This window comes from Thorsellia anophelis DSM 18579 (assembly GCF_900111395.1).
GTDB classification, from domain to species: Bacteria; Pseudomonadota; Gammaproteobacteria; order Enterobacterales; family Thorselliaceae; genus Thorsellia; species Thorsellia anophelis.
This window is the reverse complement of record NZ_FOHV01000006.1, coordinates 1-17,643: the sequence shown is the minus strand read 5'-3', so window position 1 is coordinate 17,643 and position 17,643 is coordinate 1. Positions and strand designations below refer to the sequence as shown.

Here is a 17,643-nt window from a genome sequence, read left to right as displayed (position 1 = left end):
AGAAACATTATGAAAATGAAAAAACTATTTAAACCTGCTGTAGTGGCATTAGTATTATCTGCTGCACTATCAAGTGGTAGTGCATTAGCTGCAACAGGTGAGTCACGCTTAACACCAACTATGAAGGGTTGGGCGCCCTATTTACCAAGTGTTGGTACGCAAGTTGTGGGGCGTGCTGATGGTACCACTAAACCGCTGAAAATTGGTGACGTGGTTGAAGTCCCAACTTATTTACTAAATTCAAAATACTATACCTATGCAGATGGTAATACAACTCAGGATAAAGATGAGGATAATGCTGGACGTGTACGACCTGGTCAATTTACAGTTGATATCGCAGGCCAGCAAATTGCTCAAAAAGTGTCTGTTCATTGGTACGTGGTTGAGCCAAAAGATCCAGCTGTAAAGAACTGGGCACCAGATGGCACTTCGGTTACTGAATTTAATGATCCAAATGAAAATGGCTCTTGGATTACTGACTGGGCAGATGTCATAGCAGTTCCGGTTACAACTGAATCCTATACTATGCCTGGTCAGGGTTCAAAAAGCTTGGCAGTAAAAGTGCCAGTTGAGGCAAGTGGCAAGCGTATTGGTTTTATCATTGTGCCTGAATCACAAACAGGTGACCCGTTCCGTGGTCAACCACTTAAGGTGCCTGATTTAAACTTTATTTGGGAACAGCCGCAACCACAGGGTCCTGGTGATCAATGTGATTTAAGTGATGTGACTGATAGTGATGCATTAAGTAATTTAGATACCTGTTTGATTGATCCAACTAATCCGACTGTTCCTAATCCACCTGAAAAACCAATCCTGGAAAATCCAGGTAATGGTGGTGGTGATGTCGTGAAAGCTAATTACATCGTTACGATTCACTATTTACCAAAAGGTGCAACGGAAGCTAACCCTAAAACTGACCCAATTTTAGGTACCCAAGCGCATCCGCATCCACTAGTTAATAGCACTTATTATGCGGATATCAAAGTGCTAGGTAAGGAAACTGATCCTGAAGATCCACCGATTTATCGTGATCTTGATAACTCAAAACTTCCTGATAGTGGAACAGTAGGTGAAGTTGATTCAATTTCTTGGAATTTCTATCGTGGCGATCTTGATCCTGCATTAATCGATGCGGCGGAAGCTAATACTGATACGACTGCGGGCGCTGCTGAGAAAGCTACTTTATTAACCAATGCTTTCATCGCTACTGCAAAACAAATTGAAAGTGCGACGAATAATCGTACAGGTGAGTTAGTAGATGCAGACGGTCGTAAATACTTTAGCTTCAAAACCCAGGTAGATAATGTTGAAGCAAATACAACATTTGGTAATGCATTTAATACATTATGGAAATGGGATGATGTAGCTATTAATGGTGAGAACTCTGAACAACGTACTCGTTTAAGAGTGACCTTTAACTACGATGAAAACGTAACAGTTACGCCGCCAACACCATAATATTTAAACATTGCCCATGTTTTATGTGGGCAAATTGAGGAGTAAAATATGAAAATAAATAATAAAATTACCTTAATTGCTGTTGCATTAGCTACTGCATTAAGTGCACAGCAAGCGAGTGCATTACAAGGTGGTTCTGATTTAACCAATACAGTTAAAGGGTATTACCCTTACTTGAGCTCTGTAGGGACCCAGTTAATATCTGGTGGACAAATTGTCAATGAAGCTGGTGCAGATAGAGTATACCCAAAAATGGGTGCGATTATTGAAGTGCCAACTTACATAACCGATACTTCTACTTTGCCAGCTAACATAAAAAAGCTCTATCAGTATAAAGATTTTGATACAGATCCTGATACGACAAAAAACGATGATGTTGTTGTGACCTGGTATATTGTAAAACCAAAGGCTGGTAAAGATTTTGCACCAGTTGGAACAACCTATGATGCATTATTAGCAGGACCTGATACTTGGGTTAAAAGCTGGGATGATATTGAAGCATCAGATGCAGTGGTGCCAGCTGATCTTGTTCGTACTAATAACAACCTCAAAAGCTGGGCGTTAAAAGTCCCTGCACAGGCAATATTTGGTGGTACTGCTGAAAGTACTGAAGATTTGAGAATCGGTTTTACGATTGTACCAAAATCTGAGTATGGTGACCCGATTGAAGGGCATATGCTAAAAGCGTTTGATATTAGCTATTTATACCAACAGCAACCACCAACGGAGCCAGGCGATCCCGATCCTGAAAACCCAGATCCAGGTGAACCAGGCGGTGAAAATCCAGACAATGGTGGTGGTCCAATCCAGCCAGGTAATCCAATTGAGTTTGTGATTTATGACACCTTAAATACACCTGCTACAGATGATGACGTAGTATTAGGGCCAAATGATTACACTAAAGTCCGTCATACCTACCGAGTTGAAGCTCAGATACGTGAAGGTACAGCAGGAAATTATACTTACAGATCACTCTCACCTGCAGAAGAAGCTAATTTAAGCTGGCAGTTATGGGATCCAAAAACTTTGACTGGTGTTACCCCTGCTGAAATAGGGATAGCTGGTACAACTCCAGGTTTAATTCGTACTTTTGATAAGGATACCGCAGGAATTGATCAGGATAGATTTAAGCAATTAGATAACACGCTTACTAATCCTGATGGAACATTCCAAGTTGCTGCATCAAGTGTAGCAAGCTATACCTTATTTACCACGCAAGATTTTAATGCTGATGCATTAGCACAGCAAGCAGACAATCTGAGTGAGCAAGGTATGCGTATTCGTGTGATTTATGATGATGGCACACCGACACCACCATAATCATATAATGATTTAGTCAAAGAGTTGGTATAGGTATTATGTAAATTGAATAAATTCAATTCGTATAAACTGGCTTATTAATTAAATCATAATACGCTCAGCGGGTGTTAAAAGTTTAACTCATCCGCTGAGTACTAATTATGCCTTTTTATCAGAGTCAATACTAAAGTTAACTGTATAAGCGTAATGAGTATGTTTGTCTGTATGCCTTTTTTGTATTAATTAGACAATTATGATTACATGAAACTCAGTACTTATTACTATATGAAAATAAGAATTGCTTGTGATAAATAGACCTAATTTAAAATAGACTAATAAGAATAAATAGATATGATGCCAATGAATCGCTTTAGACAATTTTTAACCACAACATCTTTGATGTTGTGTGTTTTGCCGTCTGCTGTGTATGGCTTACAGTATGGCACGCCACTTACCAAAGAGATTCGGGGTTATTATCCTGTTATTGATGAGGTTGCCGCATCGGGTAACACTGAGCAGTGGCAAATTGGCATGACTTTAACCATTCCGTCTGTCATTACGCCTAAATTAGGTCCATTAAATGATGGTGAAAATGGGACTTATGTGTTTTTGGACAATGATAGGGATGATAGTGATCCTGTCCCAATCGGCCAGGACATTTCCCATTCAACTATAAATTGGTATATTGTGCCTAAAGGAACGAATCAGGCTGTATTTGATACGCTAAGGCGGGTTAATATTAGTTTAAGTTTAAGTGGTCCTATGCGTCCTGGTGAGCGTGTATTAATAGGTACAGGTTCAACTATACGCCTGCCTGCGCTTGCATTTGGTAACCAGGTGGGTTTTTCGATTATCCCCAAAACATCGATAGGTTTTCCAAATGAAAGCCCAATGATAATTGTACCAGACATTCGTTTCATGCAGGGTCAAATTGATCCTAATGAACCCAATATTATACCTCTACCTGATCCAGAGCTACCATTAGTAGTTAATCCAGGTGTACCACCTGAAGAGCTACCTGAGGATCCTACTTTAGGTGAACCTAAAATTTATATTTTTAGAAAAGATGAATGGGAAACCCTTGGGACTAGGGCAACGCCTATCGATACTGAAACCGAAGATTTTAGTGCACTTGTCGAGGTAAATACTGAATATGTTGCGAGAGTATTAAGAGATGAATATATCCCTTATACAGCGACACTTGCCGATGATACAGATGTCACAGCAAAAATTGAAAAGCCAATTAAATGGTACTTGTATAGTTTTGAAGGGGAAACTGAAATTGTCAATGCAATTGATAGCGAAAGACTCAGTTTTTATAATGGTATTGCTAATGGCATGTATAAAACTCAGCTAGATAATGATGATGCAACGACAGCTGCTAAATTGACGGATGAAAAATCTGAACAAAAATTGAGGCTTAGAGCAGGGTTCTTATGGGATCCTGAAAATGTCACTAAGTGGCCAGCAGCAACGCCTGGAAGACCCTCTAATGATGAACCGATTTTAGATGATATTAATGATAATGTAGTAGAATAATAAAATTAGTTACAGAATAATGAATTTTGTGTCAAAATATAAAGCCAGTAAGCGAAATCATGTCAAAAAATTAATAAATCGATTAAGTAGAATAAGTGAAGAGACTCGGAATTCAATACCGGTTGTCATAAAACGATAATAATTAAGTTAAAAGATGAGCGAAATATGAAATACACATTTGATTTACTGAATACTAACGGATCGCGCCAAACTGAGCTTACAATAAATGCTCACCAAAGTGGTTACCATTCGTTATTTGGCAAGTCGAAAGGTCATTTTTCTTATGTACTTAGTACTTTAGCTAAAATCATTACGATGGCAGCGCTTGTGGCTATGCCTGTATCGACGGTTTATTCAGAAGAACAAGAATCCTTGAGTCCGTTAAGTAAACCGATTGAAGGTCAAAAACCAGTCATTGAGACTGGTGAAATCTGGCCAACTTTAGATGGTATTTTAAAATTTGATAGTAATAGTACCTTTAGTGAACAAGATAAATTTGGCGATGTTGATGTTTTACTTGAAACGCCACTAGCATCTGATCTTGATAAAGATGAAGCACCAAATATTCGTCTTGAGCCTACTTTAGATAATCAAACCAATCAACCCAAACCTTTGCTTCAATGGGCACTATTAGATGCACTTGATCCTGCAACTGGTCCCAAGCAACCTTTAAGTCTTACACAAACAGATAATGCCATTCGTATCGTTGATGTAGCACCTGGCCGTAAAATTGAACTTACCATTAATGCTAATTTAATTCCATTTACATTGACGGGTTTTCCAAGAGAAGGTGATCCTGAAGATAGAACAGAATCATTTGTTTTCCAAGTGCCTAAAAGAACGCCAGGGGTAATGTCTGATAATTTTTATAGCCCAATTAATGCACCGTTTCCAACTATTGGATTTAAAAATGCTAAGTTTTTTGTAATAACACCAACCTTAGCTTCTGATTACAATTGGGAAATCGATGGTGCAAGTCTAGAGTTAGCTTCAGTTAATGGTGTTGGCAGCCTTGCAGAGGTAACATTACTTAAGCAACCTGCAATTAATCCTGATGAATATCATACCATTCGTGTTATCGCAACGCCAAAAACTGGAGAAAGTGTCCAAAATCCAGTTATCACACACAGTTTTACATTAACCAGATGGCTTATTTATGGCCCTGAAGTATTGGCTGGTAAACCCATGCCTGTCTTATATGAAGATGGGCTTGCTGCATGTAAAACGCTTGGAGATATTTATGGTATTCCAAGAGCGAATTTCTTAGTTCAGCCTTTTAATGATGGAACAGACGCGTCTCGCTCTCTGACTGGAAGCTTATGGAATGAGTGGGGAAATATCAGCAATGTATCACAAGAACCTTGGGTATTAACTGGCCAAGCTGGATTTGAAGGGTATTATCATACGTTTGATCAAACGTTAGAAGGGCAAAAGGTAGCGGGTCACTTAGGTAACGGGCTCAGTAAATTAGCATTGATTGACCAAGCTCTTAACTTAGTTTGCGCCGTGAATCTTGATGGTACGCCACTTGATACGCCTCAACTGCGTAACTTTATCTTGTCTGGTGAATTAGTTATTGGTAATACGCCGATTGCGAGTTATACGTTTGATCCTGCTACTAATGAAGAATTAGATCCTTTTAAGGAAGATAATTCACTCTATACATGGGGTTATAAGGGAGAAACGACTACAGGTCAAGGTAATAAAAAAGTTTTAGTCGAATCAGGTATTAATATTTTAGCACACGGTAAAGTCAGTGATATTGTTCCCCCTGAAATTAAAGAAATAGGAATTACGGAATTTAAATTACCTGCTTTGACAGCAAATGAAATTGGTAAAGTTTTAGAGCTATCTGTGCAACCGATAAATATCGATAATGAAGCAGGTCCAATCTTAACAATTACAACTGACATGGCGTTATCAGGTGGTAACCAAACCTATACGCGTTTTATGCGAGTAGATGGCAGTAAAACCCAGGTCATCGACACAAATGAAAACGGCGTAATTAAGCAAAATATTACTTTTCCAAGAACAGGATTTGAAGGGGCATTTTTCACTTTAGGATTAGAAACAGGGCTAAGCGCTAAAGAATTTGATTGGGCAGTTGAAAAGGGCGCAGAGTGGGCGTCTGTGGACCAAGATGGTGTGGTGAAGCTTCTTAAAATGCCTTCAGATGAAAACCAGGAAGTTATCATCAAAGGTGTCTCAAAAGAGCAAATTTATAAACCAATCTTACAGTTTGATGCAATAAGAGCATCACAAGCGCCTATTACTTATACCTATAAGTTTACTCTAAAACAGTGGTATTTTGGAAATCCTGGTGGTACGCCACTGACCCGTTATGAAGCGGATCAGCTTTGCTATGCATTGAATAAAGAATATGGTGTTGAAAATTTTGCAATACCATCATTTAAATATCAATTGTTTGACGTGAAAACAGTTGATAACAATAAGGCGACCTCATTTATTAATTTTAATGGTATGCTCTATAATGAGTGGGGGGATTTGCGTGCGTTTAGTGAATCTCAATTTAAGTCACAATATTTTTGGGTAGCAGAGATAGGCCCTTCTAATAATAGAAAACTCAATAGAAGAGCAACGTGGGACACGGTAAATCTACAAGCAACGGGGGATAAAAGCGATCAATCAGGAGACCTCAGTGCTCAAACTCAAATGATCTGTGGCCGTAATCTTGATGGTACTGATTTTTATGCAGTACCTCGCCTTAAGGATTTTAGATTAAGTGGTGCGATTGCTGAAGGTTCTAAACTTACAGTTAGCTACTATTTTCTTCAAAATAATATTGGCGCATCGCCACAAGGTAGTAGTCCTTCTCTAAATGGGGCTAAGCTTACAGATGCCAATTTAGCCAGTATAGATTTATCTACCTATGCCAGTAGTTATCAAGGTGGTCAAACTGGTCCTGCAGTATTAGTGACTAATACCCGAATCAATACGCTTACACCTATTAGTTCTGTGTATGATCCCACAACGCGGTTATATCGCGCAGAATATATTTTAGGTCCCCTACCTGCAGGTTCACAAGATAATATTATTTCAATTTCAGCAAGGCCTATCATTGCAGGAGACCTGTCTGGACTCATTCGTACAATTGATTCAACAATGAAGGAAGAAGAGGGTAACTATACATACCGAGGTTTTGCGAGTGTTGAAACAGTTAAAAATAAATATACCTTCTATGGCCGTGAGTTAGAGTCTATGGAAAATTTCCCAACAACAGGGTTTAAAGGCGCTGCATTTAGGTTAAATTCCTCAGCTAACGCAAGCATAGATACTAATCCTAAATATCGTTGGAGTATCCATTTTGATGCGCTTGATCCTGAAGAAGGAGTCGATGCAAGTGAATACTATGACATAGGACAAGAAGGTGCAGAAGCTGGAAATGTTACAATGCTAAAAAAACCGCCTTTTAACCGTAGGGCCTATGTTACTGCAATTAATAAAGATGTACCTGAAGATAAACTTGCCTATAGTTTCTTTTTGCAAAAATGGTACGATCCAAATCTAAATAATTTTAATGCGTTTCATTCAGTTAGCACACCACAAAATGCAGCTGAATTTAAAGTTAATCAACCAATTGATCCAGCAGCAGAAGATGCGGATTTTTCACAAACCTTCCCAACAACAGGGTTTCCAGGGGCTAAATTTAAGCTCAATATTGGAGTTAATGGCGCTTTAAATAGCCAGTATGATTGGTGGACATCTGAAGATGAAAAACCTTATGATGATAGAGCCATTCGAGTCAATGAATTAGGGGAAGTCTTACTTGTTAATCGTCCTGAGTTTAATTCCACTCAAACAGTCTATGCACAGCTAAAAGATAAGAGCTATCCACCAATAGCTTATACTTATAAGTTACTTAAATGGTTTAATCCAATGATGGGTAGCGATTTTTTCTCAATTCAGACACCACTTTCTGCTGCAGAATTTAAGCCTGTCACTCAGCCACCTAAAAAACGTCCTGATGATTTTACGGGAGTCTTTCCTACAACAGGGTTCCCTGGTGCGCTATTTAGGTTAAATCTTGGTGGCACTAATGGGCGTGATAATTTGTTATATAATTGGAGTTCAAGCCACCCAGAACTCGCCTCTGTCGGTAATGGTCCACTGGTTGATAGTACGCCAGAAGGTGCAGGTAATGTAGTGTTATTAAAAGATCCAGAAGTAGCCACTGAAATTACTATCTATGCGACACCAAAGCCCGATAAATTAGAGTCCACTAAGGTGCTTGAATATCGTTTTAAAGTCATTAAATGGTTTAATCAAAACTTACCGAATATTAATAAAGCATTTTATAGTGCTGAAACATTCTTATCAGATGCTGAGCACCCAATTAATCAGCCGCGTGATTGGAAGACTAATCCTAATGCAAACTTCTCTAATGTCTTCCCAACTACAGGGTTCCCTGGAGCTATGTTTAGGCTCAATATAGGGTTTAAAGGTGGGCGTGATAATGCGCTTTATACTTGGGAGTCTAGTCATCCAGAACTCGTTTCGGTCGGTAATAATGGTGTTGTTGGAACAACTAAAGACAATGCTGGTAATGTGATGCTACTTAGTGATCCAGAAGTTGCGACACCTGTCACCATCACTGCAACGCCAATTGAAGGGGCATCTGAAAATGTTGATGTATTGACCTATACATTTAAAGTCGTTAAATGGTTTAACCAAGACTTACCATTAAATGGTGCATTTTATTCCGCACAAACGTTCTTATCTGATTTTGAGCACCCAATTGTGCAGCCAAAAGATGCACAAACTGATGAGAATGCAGATTTCTCTAAAACATTCCCAACAACAGGATTTCCTGGCGCAATATTTAGGCTGAATATCGGGAACCGTGATGGCTTGTTTAATCAAAATTACACTTGGGAATCGAGTCACCCAACCTTAGCTTCAGTAGGTAATGGCCCTAATAGTAATACATCGACAGGGGCCGGTAATGTAACATTGCTAGTAGATCCTGAGGTTGCAACACCGATTACCATTACGGCAACGCCTAAAGATGGGGTGACTTCTACTAACCCGGTGATTAAATATACATTTAAAGTGGTAAAATGGTTTAATCAGGATCTGCCGCCTGCTAATGCAAATTTTTACTCTGCTGAGACATTCTTATCTGATGCTGAACATCCCATTGTTCAGCCTAAGAATGCAGAAACGGATCCAGATGCAGATTTTTCAAAAACATTCCCAACTACAGGGTTCCCTGGTGCGATATTTAGATTAAATATCGGTTCTAAAGGTGGTCAGTTTAATGCTGATTACAACTGGTCGACCAGTGAAGATAGCAAACCTGAATCTGAGCGTTTAATCAAAGTAGGTAATAGCGGTACGGTTAATAATACTGAAACTGGTTCAGGTAATGTGACCTTGATTCGTGACCCTGATGTTGCAACGCCAGTCACTGTTGTTGCTGTGCCCAAAGGGGGAGCTTCGAGCACAAACCCTGAAATTCGTTACACCTTTAAAGTGATTAAATGGTTCAATCCAGATTTATCACCACAATCGTCAAATAACGATTTTTATTCGGTAGGCACATTTAAAACGAATTTTGAGCACCCTGTTGTACAGCCTGAAGACGTGACGGCTGCGGATGCTGATTTTTCTAAAACATTCCCAACAACAGGTTTCCCTGGCGCGATATTTAGATTAAATATTGGTGATGGAACAGGTCGTGATAACGGTCTTTATAACTGGAGTATTGAGAATCCTGCCCATAGCGAGTATGTGATGTTAGGTAATAACGGTACGCCTGGCACTAATGCGGACAATGCAGGTAATGTGACGTTAATTAAAGATCCTGAAGTTGCAACAGTCATTACTATTATTGCTACGCCAAATCCGGATAAAACACAAGACACGCGTGTGCTTCGTTATAGCTTTAAAGTTATTAAATGGTTTAATCAAGATCTTAAACCGTTTGCCTCCTTTAACAGTATCACGCTACCTAAAGATGGGACTAATTTGCCGCTAGTAGAAGCATCTGCGGGTAATTATGATAAAGTATTCCCGCAAACGGGCTTTAAAAATGCGGTGTTTAGATTAAATATTGGTGATAATACTGGTGCACGTAATTCAGAATTTGACTGGCGTTCATCTGATATCTCACTTGCTACTGTTAATGCTAGTGGTGAGGTGACTTTAGTGAAACGTCCTGCAGCACCGACTGTAATTACAATCACTGCAACACCGAAAGATACCTCATCTGGTGAAGCATCACTTAATTATAGTTTTAAACTTGCGAAGTGGTTTGATGTGAATCTAGCGCCGCCAGTAGGTCGTTTTAGTGTGATTACATTGCCACTTGATGAAGATAATCCTTTAATTCCGGTGACACTCCCTAATGGCACTAATTTTGATGAGGTCTTCCCGCAAACAGGCTTTACTAATGCGATGTTTAGATTGAATATTGGCGCTGTAATGCAAACAGAGGGTAAGAATGATGAATACACCTGGACTATAAGCGACCCTGAGTTAGCAAAAGTTGGCAACACGACAGGGCTTAATAGCACAAATATCGAGGCAAGTGGTAATGTGACGCTGCTTAAACGTCCAGCTGCGCCGACAGTTATTACTGTGACGGCAACAAATAAAGTTAATCCACTTGACGTATTAACTTATCAGTTTAAGTTAGCTAAATGGTTTGAACCAAATTTAGAGGCCATCATCACTAATTTCAGTTCAATTACAACGCCACTAGATGAAGCAGTACTAGCGGTTAATAAGCCTGATGGTAATGACTTTAGTGATGTGTTCCCACAAACAGGGTTTACTAATGCTATGTTCCGTCTAGATATTAAGGCTGGTAATGATAATATCTTGTTGAATGATGCTTATGATTGGACTGTGAACCCTGAGGCTTCTGAATATGTATCGATTGGTAATGGTGCAATAGATAATACAGCTACTGGGGCGGGTAATGTGACGTTACTTAAAAGGCCATCAGTACCTACAGTTGTGACTATTACCGCAACACCAAAAGGCGGTGAAACACTATCACGTAAAATTCTGACTTATCAGTTTAGGGTTGCTAAGTGGTTTGAAACTCAAACAACGCCGATTATTTCAACGTTTTCTCGTATTACAACCGTATATGATAATGCAACGATTGATATAAATGCCCCTAATGGCGAAGATTTCACTAATGTTTTCCCAAGAACAGGGTTTACGAACGCTAGATTTAGGTTAGACATTATTGACCCTAATGACGATGAAGTACTATTAAACTCACAGTATGATTGGGCAGTAACAGCAAGTGAGGCTAACATTGTCTTAGTTGGTAATAGCGGTGTAGTTGATTCGAGTTTATTAGGTTCAGGGAATGTCACGTTACTTAAACGCCCATCTGCGCCAACAGTCGTGACAGTTACTGCAACACCGAAACCTGAATTTGCAAGCTCGTATCGTAAAGTGTTAACGTATCAATTTAGGCTGGATAAATGGTTTGAAACTCAAACCAAAGCTCAAAATGCGAAACGTTATCATTCGATTAGCTTGCCGTACGGTAACACGAGTGATGCAACTGCTGGAGCAATGACTTCAATTGCAATTATCGATCATGAAGAGGGTGATTACAGTAAAGTCTTCCCAAGAACAGGCTTTGTAAATGCCACATTTAGATTGAATATTGGCGCACCGACGGCATTATTAAATGATGATTATAATTGGTCATTACTTGAAGATGGTACAGAAGGTATCGCTTATGTTGGTAACAGCGTGACTACGGGGATTACTAAGGAAACAGCAGGTGTCGTGACTTTAACTAAACGTCCTGATGTGCCTACTGTTGTAACTGTAATTGCTACACCTAAAAATGAGATTACTGAAGAGACGCCAGTGCTGACTTATAAATTTAGAACGGACAAATGGTTTGCAGTAGATTTATTAAGACCAGTTGAGAATTTTGAAGGAATAAGTCTGATGTATGGAACTTCTTCATCAATATTGATGCGTGATCCTGTTCAAATTGGGGTAAGTACGCCTGTAGGTGATGATTTCAGTCAAGTCTTCCCACAGACGGGCTTTAAAAATGCTAAATTTAGATTAGATATAGGCCGTTCTGGTGGACAAAATCGTAATTATACTTGGGCAGTGAATCGTCCTGATTTAGTTAAAGTAGGGAATCAACCACTTGACACTTACGATGCTGATTCAGCTGGTATTGTGACCTTACTTAAACGTCCTGAAGCGCCAACTGAAATAGTCATTACAGCGACGCCGCCAAGAATTACGAGCACAACGCCAGTATTGACTTACCGGTTTAAATTAGTTAAATGGTTTGATGTGAATTTAGATAAACCATTATTGAGATTCAATTCGATTACTAACCCAACGAATGATGTATTGACACCAATACCTGTAATTGCAGCTAAAAATGGTGATTATAGTCAAACTTATCCAAGAACAGGGTTCAGTGGAGCAATGTTTAGACTTAATATTGGTAATCATGAAGCGCCATTAAATGAAGAGTATACTTGGTCAACTAGTGAAGATAGTAAGCCTGTTGAGGAGCGCTTAGTCTCGGTTGGTAATGGTGTTGTGAGCGCCACAAATGAAGGTGCGGGTAATGTGACTTTACTTAGAAGGCCTAATCAGCCAACTGAAATTACAATCTATGCGAGAGTTAAACCAGAGTTTATGGGAACAAGGCCTGAGTTACGACCTGAGCTTCGTTATACCTTTAAAACGCAAAAATGGTTTGATCCAGCGATTCAGCCGACAAGGTTAACCAAGGCATTTACTTCGCTTTCGGCATTTACTTCCTCGTATAACATTGTAAACCCGGTTGGAAGTGATTTTACTGATGTATTTCCTACATATGGAGGGAAAGAACTAACTTTCAAACTCTCAACACCAGATTTTGTTGCTACTGATTTAATTTGGACTTCCAGTGATGAGAGTTTAGTCGCGGTAGATAATCAAGGTAATGTAACGTTTATTAATGAGCCTTCAATACAAACTGAAGTCATTATTTCAGCAAGACCTAGATTTGCGACAGACATCAGTGTTTATGAATATCGATTTAAAGTAAAAAAATGGATCCAAATTTCTCCTGACGTAATGAATGGATACTATCAGGCGGCGCCGAATGCAAGATGGCCGGAAAATATTTGGGGAAGCTCGATATCTAATTGGCCTTGGCTTCAAAGTTTAGGTGAATCAAATGTAATCAATAATCCGGTTAATAATCCAGACCTATATTGCCAAAGTTTAGGAAACGGTTATCAATCAATGTCTGTAAGTGACTATACGTTAAATTATCCAGATTTTATTCCATTTAGTTCATCTGCTGGGGCTAACGTTGCCCGTATTAAAATTGGTGCTTTTGTTCAAGAGTGGGGCAGAATAAATACCATGCCGGGTGTGGGCAATCGTGCAGCTTGGCTAGCAGAGCCTATATCTGTTAATTTAAGAGCAGCTTCAGGACAAGGAACTACGATTGCCACAAACCAAGTGGTTTCAAATCAGACTGCTAAGGCATTGTGTGTTCGAACGATCCCTATAGAGTAATCTTAAGTCCCTAAGCACATTTAGTTATGTATTTAGGGCAGAAGTTAAATTAATTAATGTTTCCGGATATTAAATTAATGTAATTAATCTTGCTAAGTTGTAATAAAACATTAGAATTTGGTGAGTGATATAAATCAAACTCAGAATATGAAAGAGGTATCTGTATGTTAAAAAATAAAGTGTTAATAAGTGTGTTAGCATCCTTGATGGTAAATAGTTTAGTGCATGCTGCGCCACCAAATTCGACATTAGGTTTTTTTAGCCTACCCAATGATTTGTTTCCTTCACATCCACCGTATAGTTTTGGAAGTACTTTGCAGCAAACGACAGCTGAGAATAATCCAGATGTATGGTGTAAGGATCAAGCCAATGGTTATAGAACCCCAAAAGCATCAGATATGAGTGAAGCCCATGTAGCAATAGTACCGCCTGAAGCAAATCCAAATGGATTAACGGGTGGAAGTGAGAGAAAAGCATCATTATCTCTTTATAACGAGTGGGGTAATGTAAAACAGTATCCTGGGTCTGGGTGGGATGAAACTTTAGCTAATACGAAATTTTGGGTGGCAGAACCTGCTTCAGCAAATGAGCGTTATACCTATGAAATAACAACAGGAGAGCTTACGGCAACTGGTGCTGGCAATTCACAGCATGTTGTTTGTGTAGCGAGTATTTAATCGCTATGCCTGTAGTTAGGCGCTTTGTCGTTCATATATATAATTTTACCACACCCTATTTGCAAATAAATAGTGTAATATCAGGGGAAAAGCGAATTTTACAAAGCTTACCTTTTTTTGCTTAATTTAGATGCAAAAATAGTTCTAAACTAATATTTGAGATATTACCTGAATAAAATTATCTCTATTAAAACAAGATGATTTTTTTCGAGCCGAATATGTTAAAAATATTTTTTTCATGAGTCTAATATTTTTTAAAAGAAGTATGTTTTTAAATTTTTAATTAGATATTTAGTATTAAATATTCACATGTTCCTAAAAAGTTAATTTTTTAGGTTAAGGTTTAAAGAGTATTGATATAATTTAAAAAAAACAGGTGATTTAGGAATTTCTTAAATATACCAATGTTATTTTATACCATTTATATGAAGGATTATTATGAATAAATATTTAGCAATAGTTTTATTATTGATTTCTACAAGTAGCACTCTTGATGCAAGTCCTAAAACTGGTGGTTATTGGCAGGCTGCGCCTAATAAGTTTTGGCCTGCTGAGCTTGGCTATTCCTTTAGAGCTATTGTAGGAAATCAAATTCAACAAACCACTGCCGCAAATAATGTTGATGTATTTTGTGATAGTCAAGGAAGTGGTTATCGAACTCCGTCGATTGGTGAGTTTAATCGACAACATGTAGGGTATAATCCCTTTTTAGTAGGGCCTAGACATTTCTCTGGACATTTTAATAATGATATTACTAAAGCAGGATTACCAAATACAGGTGGAAGATTTATTTCTGGTAGCATATTTAATGAGTGGGGTAATTTAGCAACTTATAATAATGGTTGGGAGAATAATTGGTATTGGGCTGCAGAACCTGGGCCTAATCCAAAAAATACAAGTTTTGGCAGACGCCTGAATTTTAGAACCACTGATGGTGCGGTTGCAGGTTATCACAATGGTGACCCTGGGTCATACTGTGGTACAAATCCACCAACTGAAACTGCGTTATATTATTGGGGGTGCGTGACACAAGCAACACGCGCTGTTGCGTGTGTTAGAGATTTGGTGCCAACACCTTTAAACGCCTCACCTGGAAAAACTAGTTAGTGTTTAAATTAAAAATAACTGTATGCTTCGACTTATAAATTAGTGATTGAGGTTTTAAATTCATTTTTAAATGCTTTTTGCTTAATTTTTGTTATTATTGTTTGATAGCGAACTAGTTTTAATAGCCAATTATAATGATCCAATTCCGGACAATAAATTTGATTCGCTATTTAGTTTGCGATTGAGCTAATAAATCATAATTTTTCCCCCTATGCAAAGGGGGATTCAATGAAGGATTAGAACATGATTCATAAAATTAAAGTGCTCTCATCTTTAAGACAAGAAATTCGTTCGTGTGTGTCTGATTCTAAATGATCAACCACTTCTGTGTTAATACTTTCACCATGTTAACGGCTTCGTTAAAGCACGTTTTTTTTGGTTTTTTAACCCGTTTCGGAATTGATTGAAAATTAATCATATTTATGCTGTGCAAATACGAAAGTAATAGCGGGACGATATTAAAATAAGTTTCTGTTTTAAATCGCTTAAATTTTAGTGCGTTGATCATAAATCAAATTATTGATTGCTTTTATTGCTTACAATATAATAACAGTTACTTTGTTGTTAACAATAAAGGAGCGTGCCATGAGCATTATTACTGTTTCTAATCAAATTACCGGCCCTGGAAAAGATATCAATAAAAAACATGACCTTTTTGATGTTTTGTTTCTAACTTTTAGTGCTGTTCTTTCAGGAACTCTTGGCTGGAATGATATCAAACAATTTGGTGATGAAAAGCTTGAGTGGTTAAGTCAATTTAGAGACTTTAAAATTGGCATTCTTGTTGATAATACAATTGCTAGAGTTATCAGTTGTATCAAACTTTATGAATTAGGCAAATGCTGTAGACAGGAAAATAACTAATCACGGATTGCTGTAGATGGAAAAACTCTACGTCATTCTTTTACTGAAAACCCTATTGATGCATTTCATAGTAAAACAGCTTTGCATGCATAACCAAGACTGGTATTAGCGCAAATTCTAATTGCTTTAAGTATAAATGGCTCGTTGATCTAGATGTTAAATGATTTTTCGATAATATTGTTCATGAACTCATGTTAAAGGCGATATACTCAATGGAAATCAAGATGCAGGTTTTAGCACTTGAAAATTATCAGCAAGCCTTGTTCGTAGTTCTGTAATGTTCGTGGTGAGAATTTTCTTGAAAAATCCCAATACGGCTTCTCAAAATTTATCTTTCGACGGAAAATATTGATTATTATTACCCGTTTAAACACAGCCGTCTACATTTAGGTTTTTTATAACTAAATCCGTGTCGAATGAGCCATTTATGCATACCAGAAACAGTAAAGTAAACTTGATTAGTCGCAGCGTCATAGGCAACTATCTGATAGTTATGCTGATATAAATGTTGAGTTAAATGAGTAATCAGTTTTTGTTTTTGTTCTGTAATTAAATAACTTACAGAACCACCATTTTCAGGCTTTAACTTATTATCTTCAAGATAGTCCTTAATATGCCTTAGCACTGTCGTTTCATGAATTAATTGAGATTCAGCGATTGATTTTGCTGACCAACCATCATCAGCCAACAAAACACAACGAATACGATCACATATTCTTTGATCGTGAGTCATTTTATGTTGAGCTTTTAAATTTGCTCTTTGTTCTTCTGTTAATTTAATATTTATATCAAATATTCTGCTCCCGTGATCTTTCAATGTCAAGAATCTTGAAATATCACGGGTATACACACATTAAATAACGCGATGCTCGACTTTTTTGTTGCATAATTTGGAGGGAGATGGCATAACTTACAACTAATTAAGAGACGAATCAAAATTAGGAGTAAAATCATGCCATCATTAGTAGATTATATCATCTATACTTTTATTAAAATAGACGATAGCTTAAATAAAATACTGGAAGAATACGATAGACCTCTTAGAGCAAGAGTGTTCAAGCCAAAGCTGTCAGATAGCGAAGTCATTACAATGGAGCTCATTGGTGAATTATTTGGCATTGATAGTACGGTAGGGATTTGGAGATACTTTAACAAGCATTGGACT

The 17,643-nt window shown here is 38.0% G+C and carries 8 protein-coding genes and 1 pseudogene; 8 read left to right on the top strand and 1 reads right to left on the bottom strand.

Annotated elements, in window-relative coordinates:
- Positions 1-9: 9 nt before the first annotated feature.
- The 7 genes from BMW37_RS04845 to BMW37_RS04815 all read left to right on the top strand — a co-directional run bounded on the left by BMW37_RS04845 (position 10) and on the right by BMW37_RS04815 (position 16,478).
- Positions 10-1,458, top strand: coding sequence for a hypothetical protein (locus BMW37_RS04845; protein WP_093318244.1), 1,449 nt, complete (start codon positions 10-12; stop codon positions 1,456-1,458).
- Positions 1,459-1,506: 48 nt separating this feature from the next.
- On the top strand, positions 1,507-2,778 hold the full coding sequence (locus BMW37_RS04840; protein WP_093318243.1) for a hypothetical protein: 1,272 nt from the start codon (positions 1,507-1,509) through the stop codon (positions 2,776-2,778).
- Between the two features lie 330 nt (positions 2,779-3,108).
- A complete protein-coding gene (locus BMW37_RS04835) occupies positions 3,109-4,296 on the top strand; it encodes a hypothetical protein (RefSeq protein WP_093318242.1) in 1,188 nt (395 codons plus the stop codon).
- 165 nt (positions 4,297-4,461) lie between these two features.
- Positions 4,462-13,830, top strand: a complete 9,369-nt coding sequence (locus BMW37_RS04830; RefSeq protein WP_093318240.1) for an Ig-like domain-containing protein — start codon at positions 4,462-4,464, stop codon at positions 13,828-13,830.
- 164 nt (positions 13,831-13,994) lie between these two features.
- Complete coding sequence (locus BMW37_RS04825; RefSeq protein ID WP_093318239.1) at positions 13,995-14,507, top strand: hypothetical protein; 513 nt, start codon at positions 13,995-13,997, stop codon at positions 14,505-14,507.
- 438 nt (positions 14,508-14,945) lie between these two features.
- Positions 14,946-15,614: a hypothetical protein gene (locus BMW37_RS04820; protein WP_093318237.1), complete on the top strand. Its 669-nt coding sequence runs from the start codon at positions 14,946-14,948 to the stop codon at positions 15,612-15,614.
- Between the two features lie 585 nt (positions 15,615-16,199).
- Positions 16,200-16,478, top strand: a complete 279-nt coding sequence (locus tag BMW37_RS04815) for a transposase family protein (RefSeq protein WP_093318236.1) — start codon at positions 16,200-16,202, stop codon at positions 16,476-16,478.
- Positions 16,479-16,836: 358 nt separating this feature from the next.
- Here the strand turns inward: BMW37_RS04815 and BMW37_RS04810 are convergent, their stop codons facing one another.
- Complete coding sequence (locus tag BMW37_RS04810; protein ID WP_093318235.1) at positions 16,837-17,295, bottom strand: helix-turn-helix domain-containing protein; 459 nt, start codon at positions 17,293-17,295, stop codon at positions 16,837-16,839.
- Between the two features lie 135 nt (positions 17,296-17,430).
- Between BMW37_RS04810 and BMW37_RS04805 the strand changes: the two are divergent.
- A pseudogene (locus BMW37_RS04805) lies at positions 17,431-17,643 on the top strand (IS982 family transposase); the annotation flags it as partial.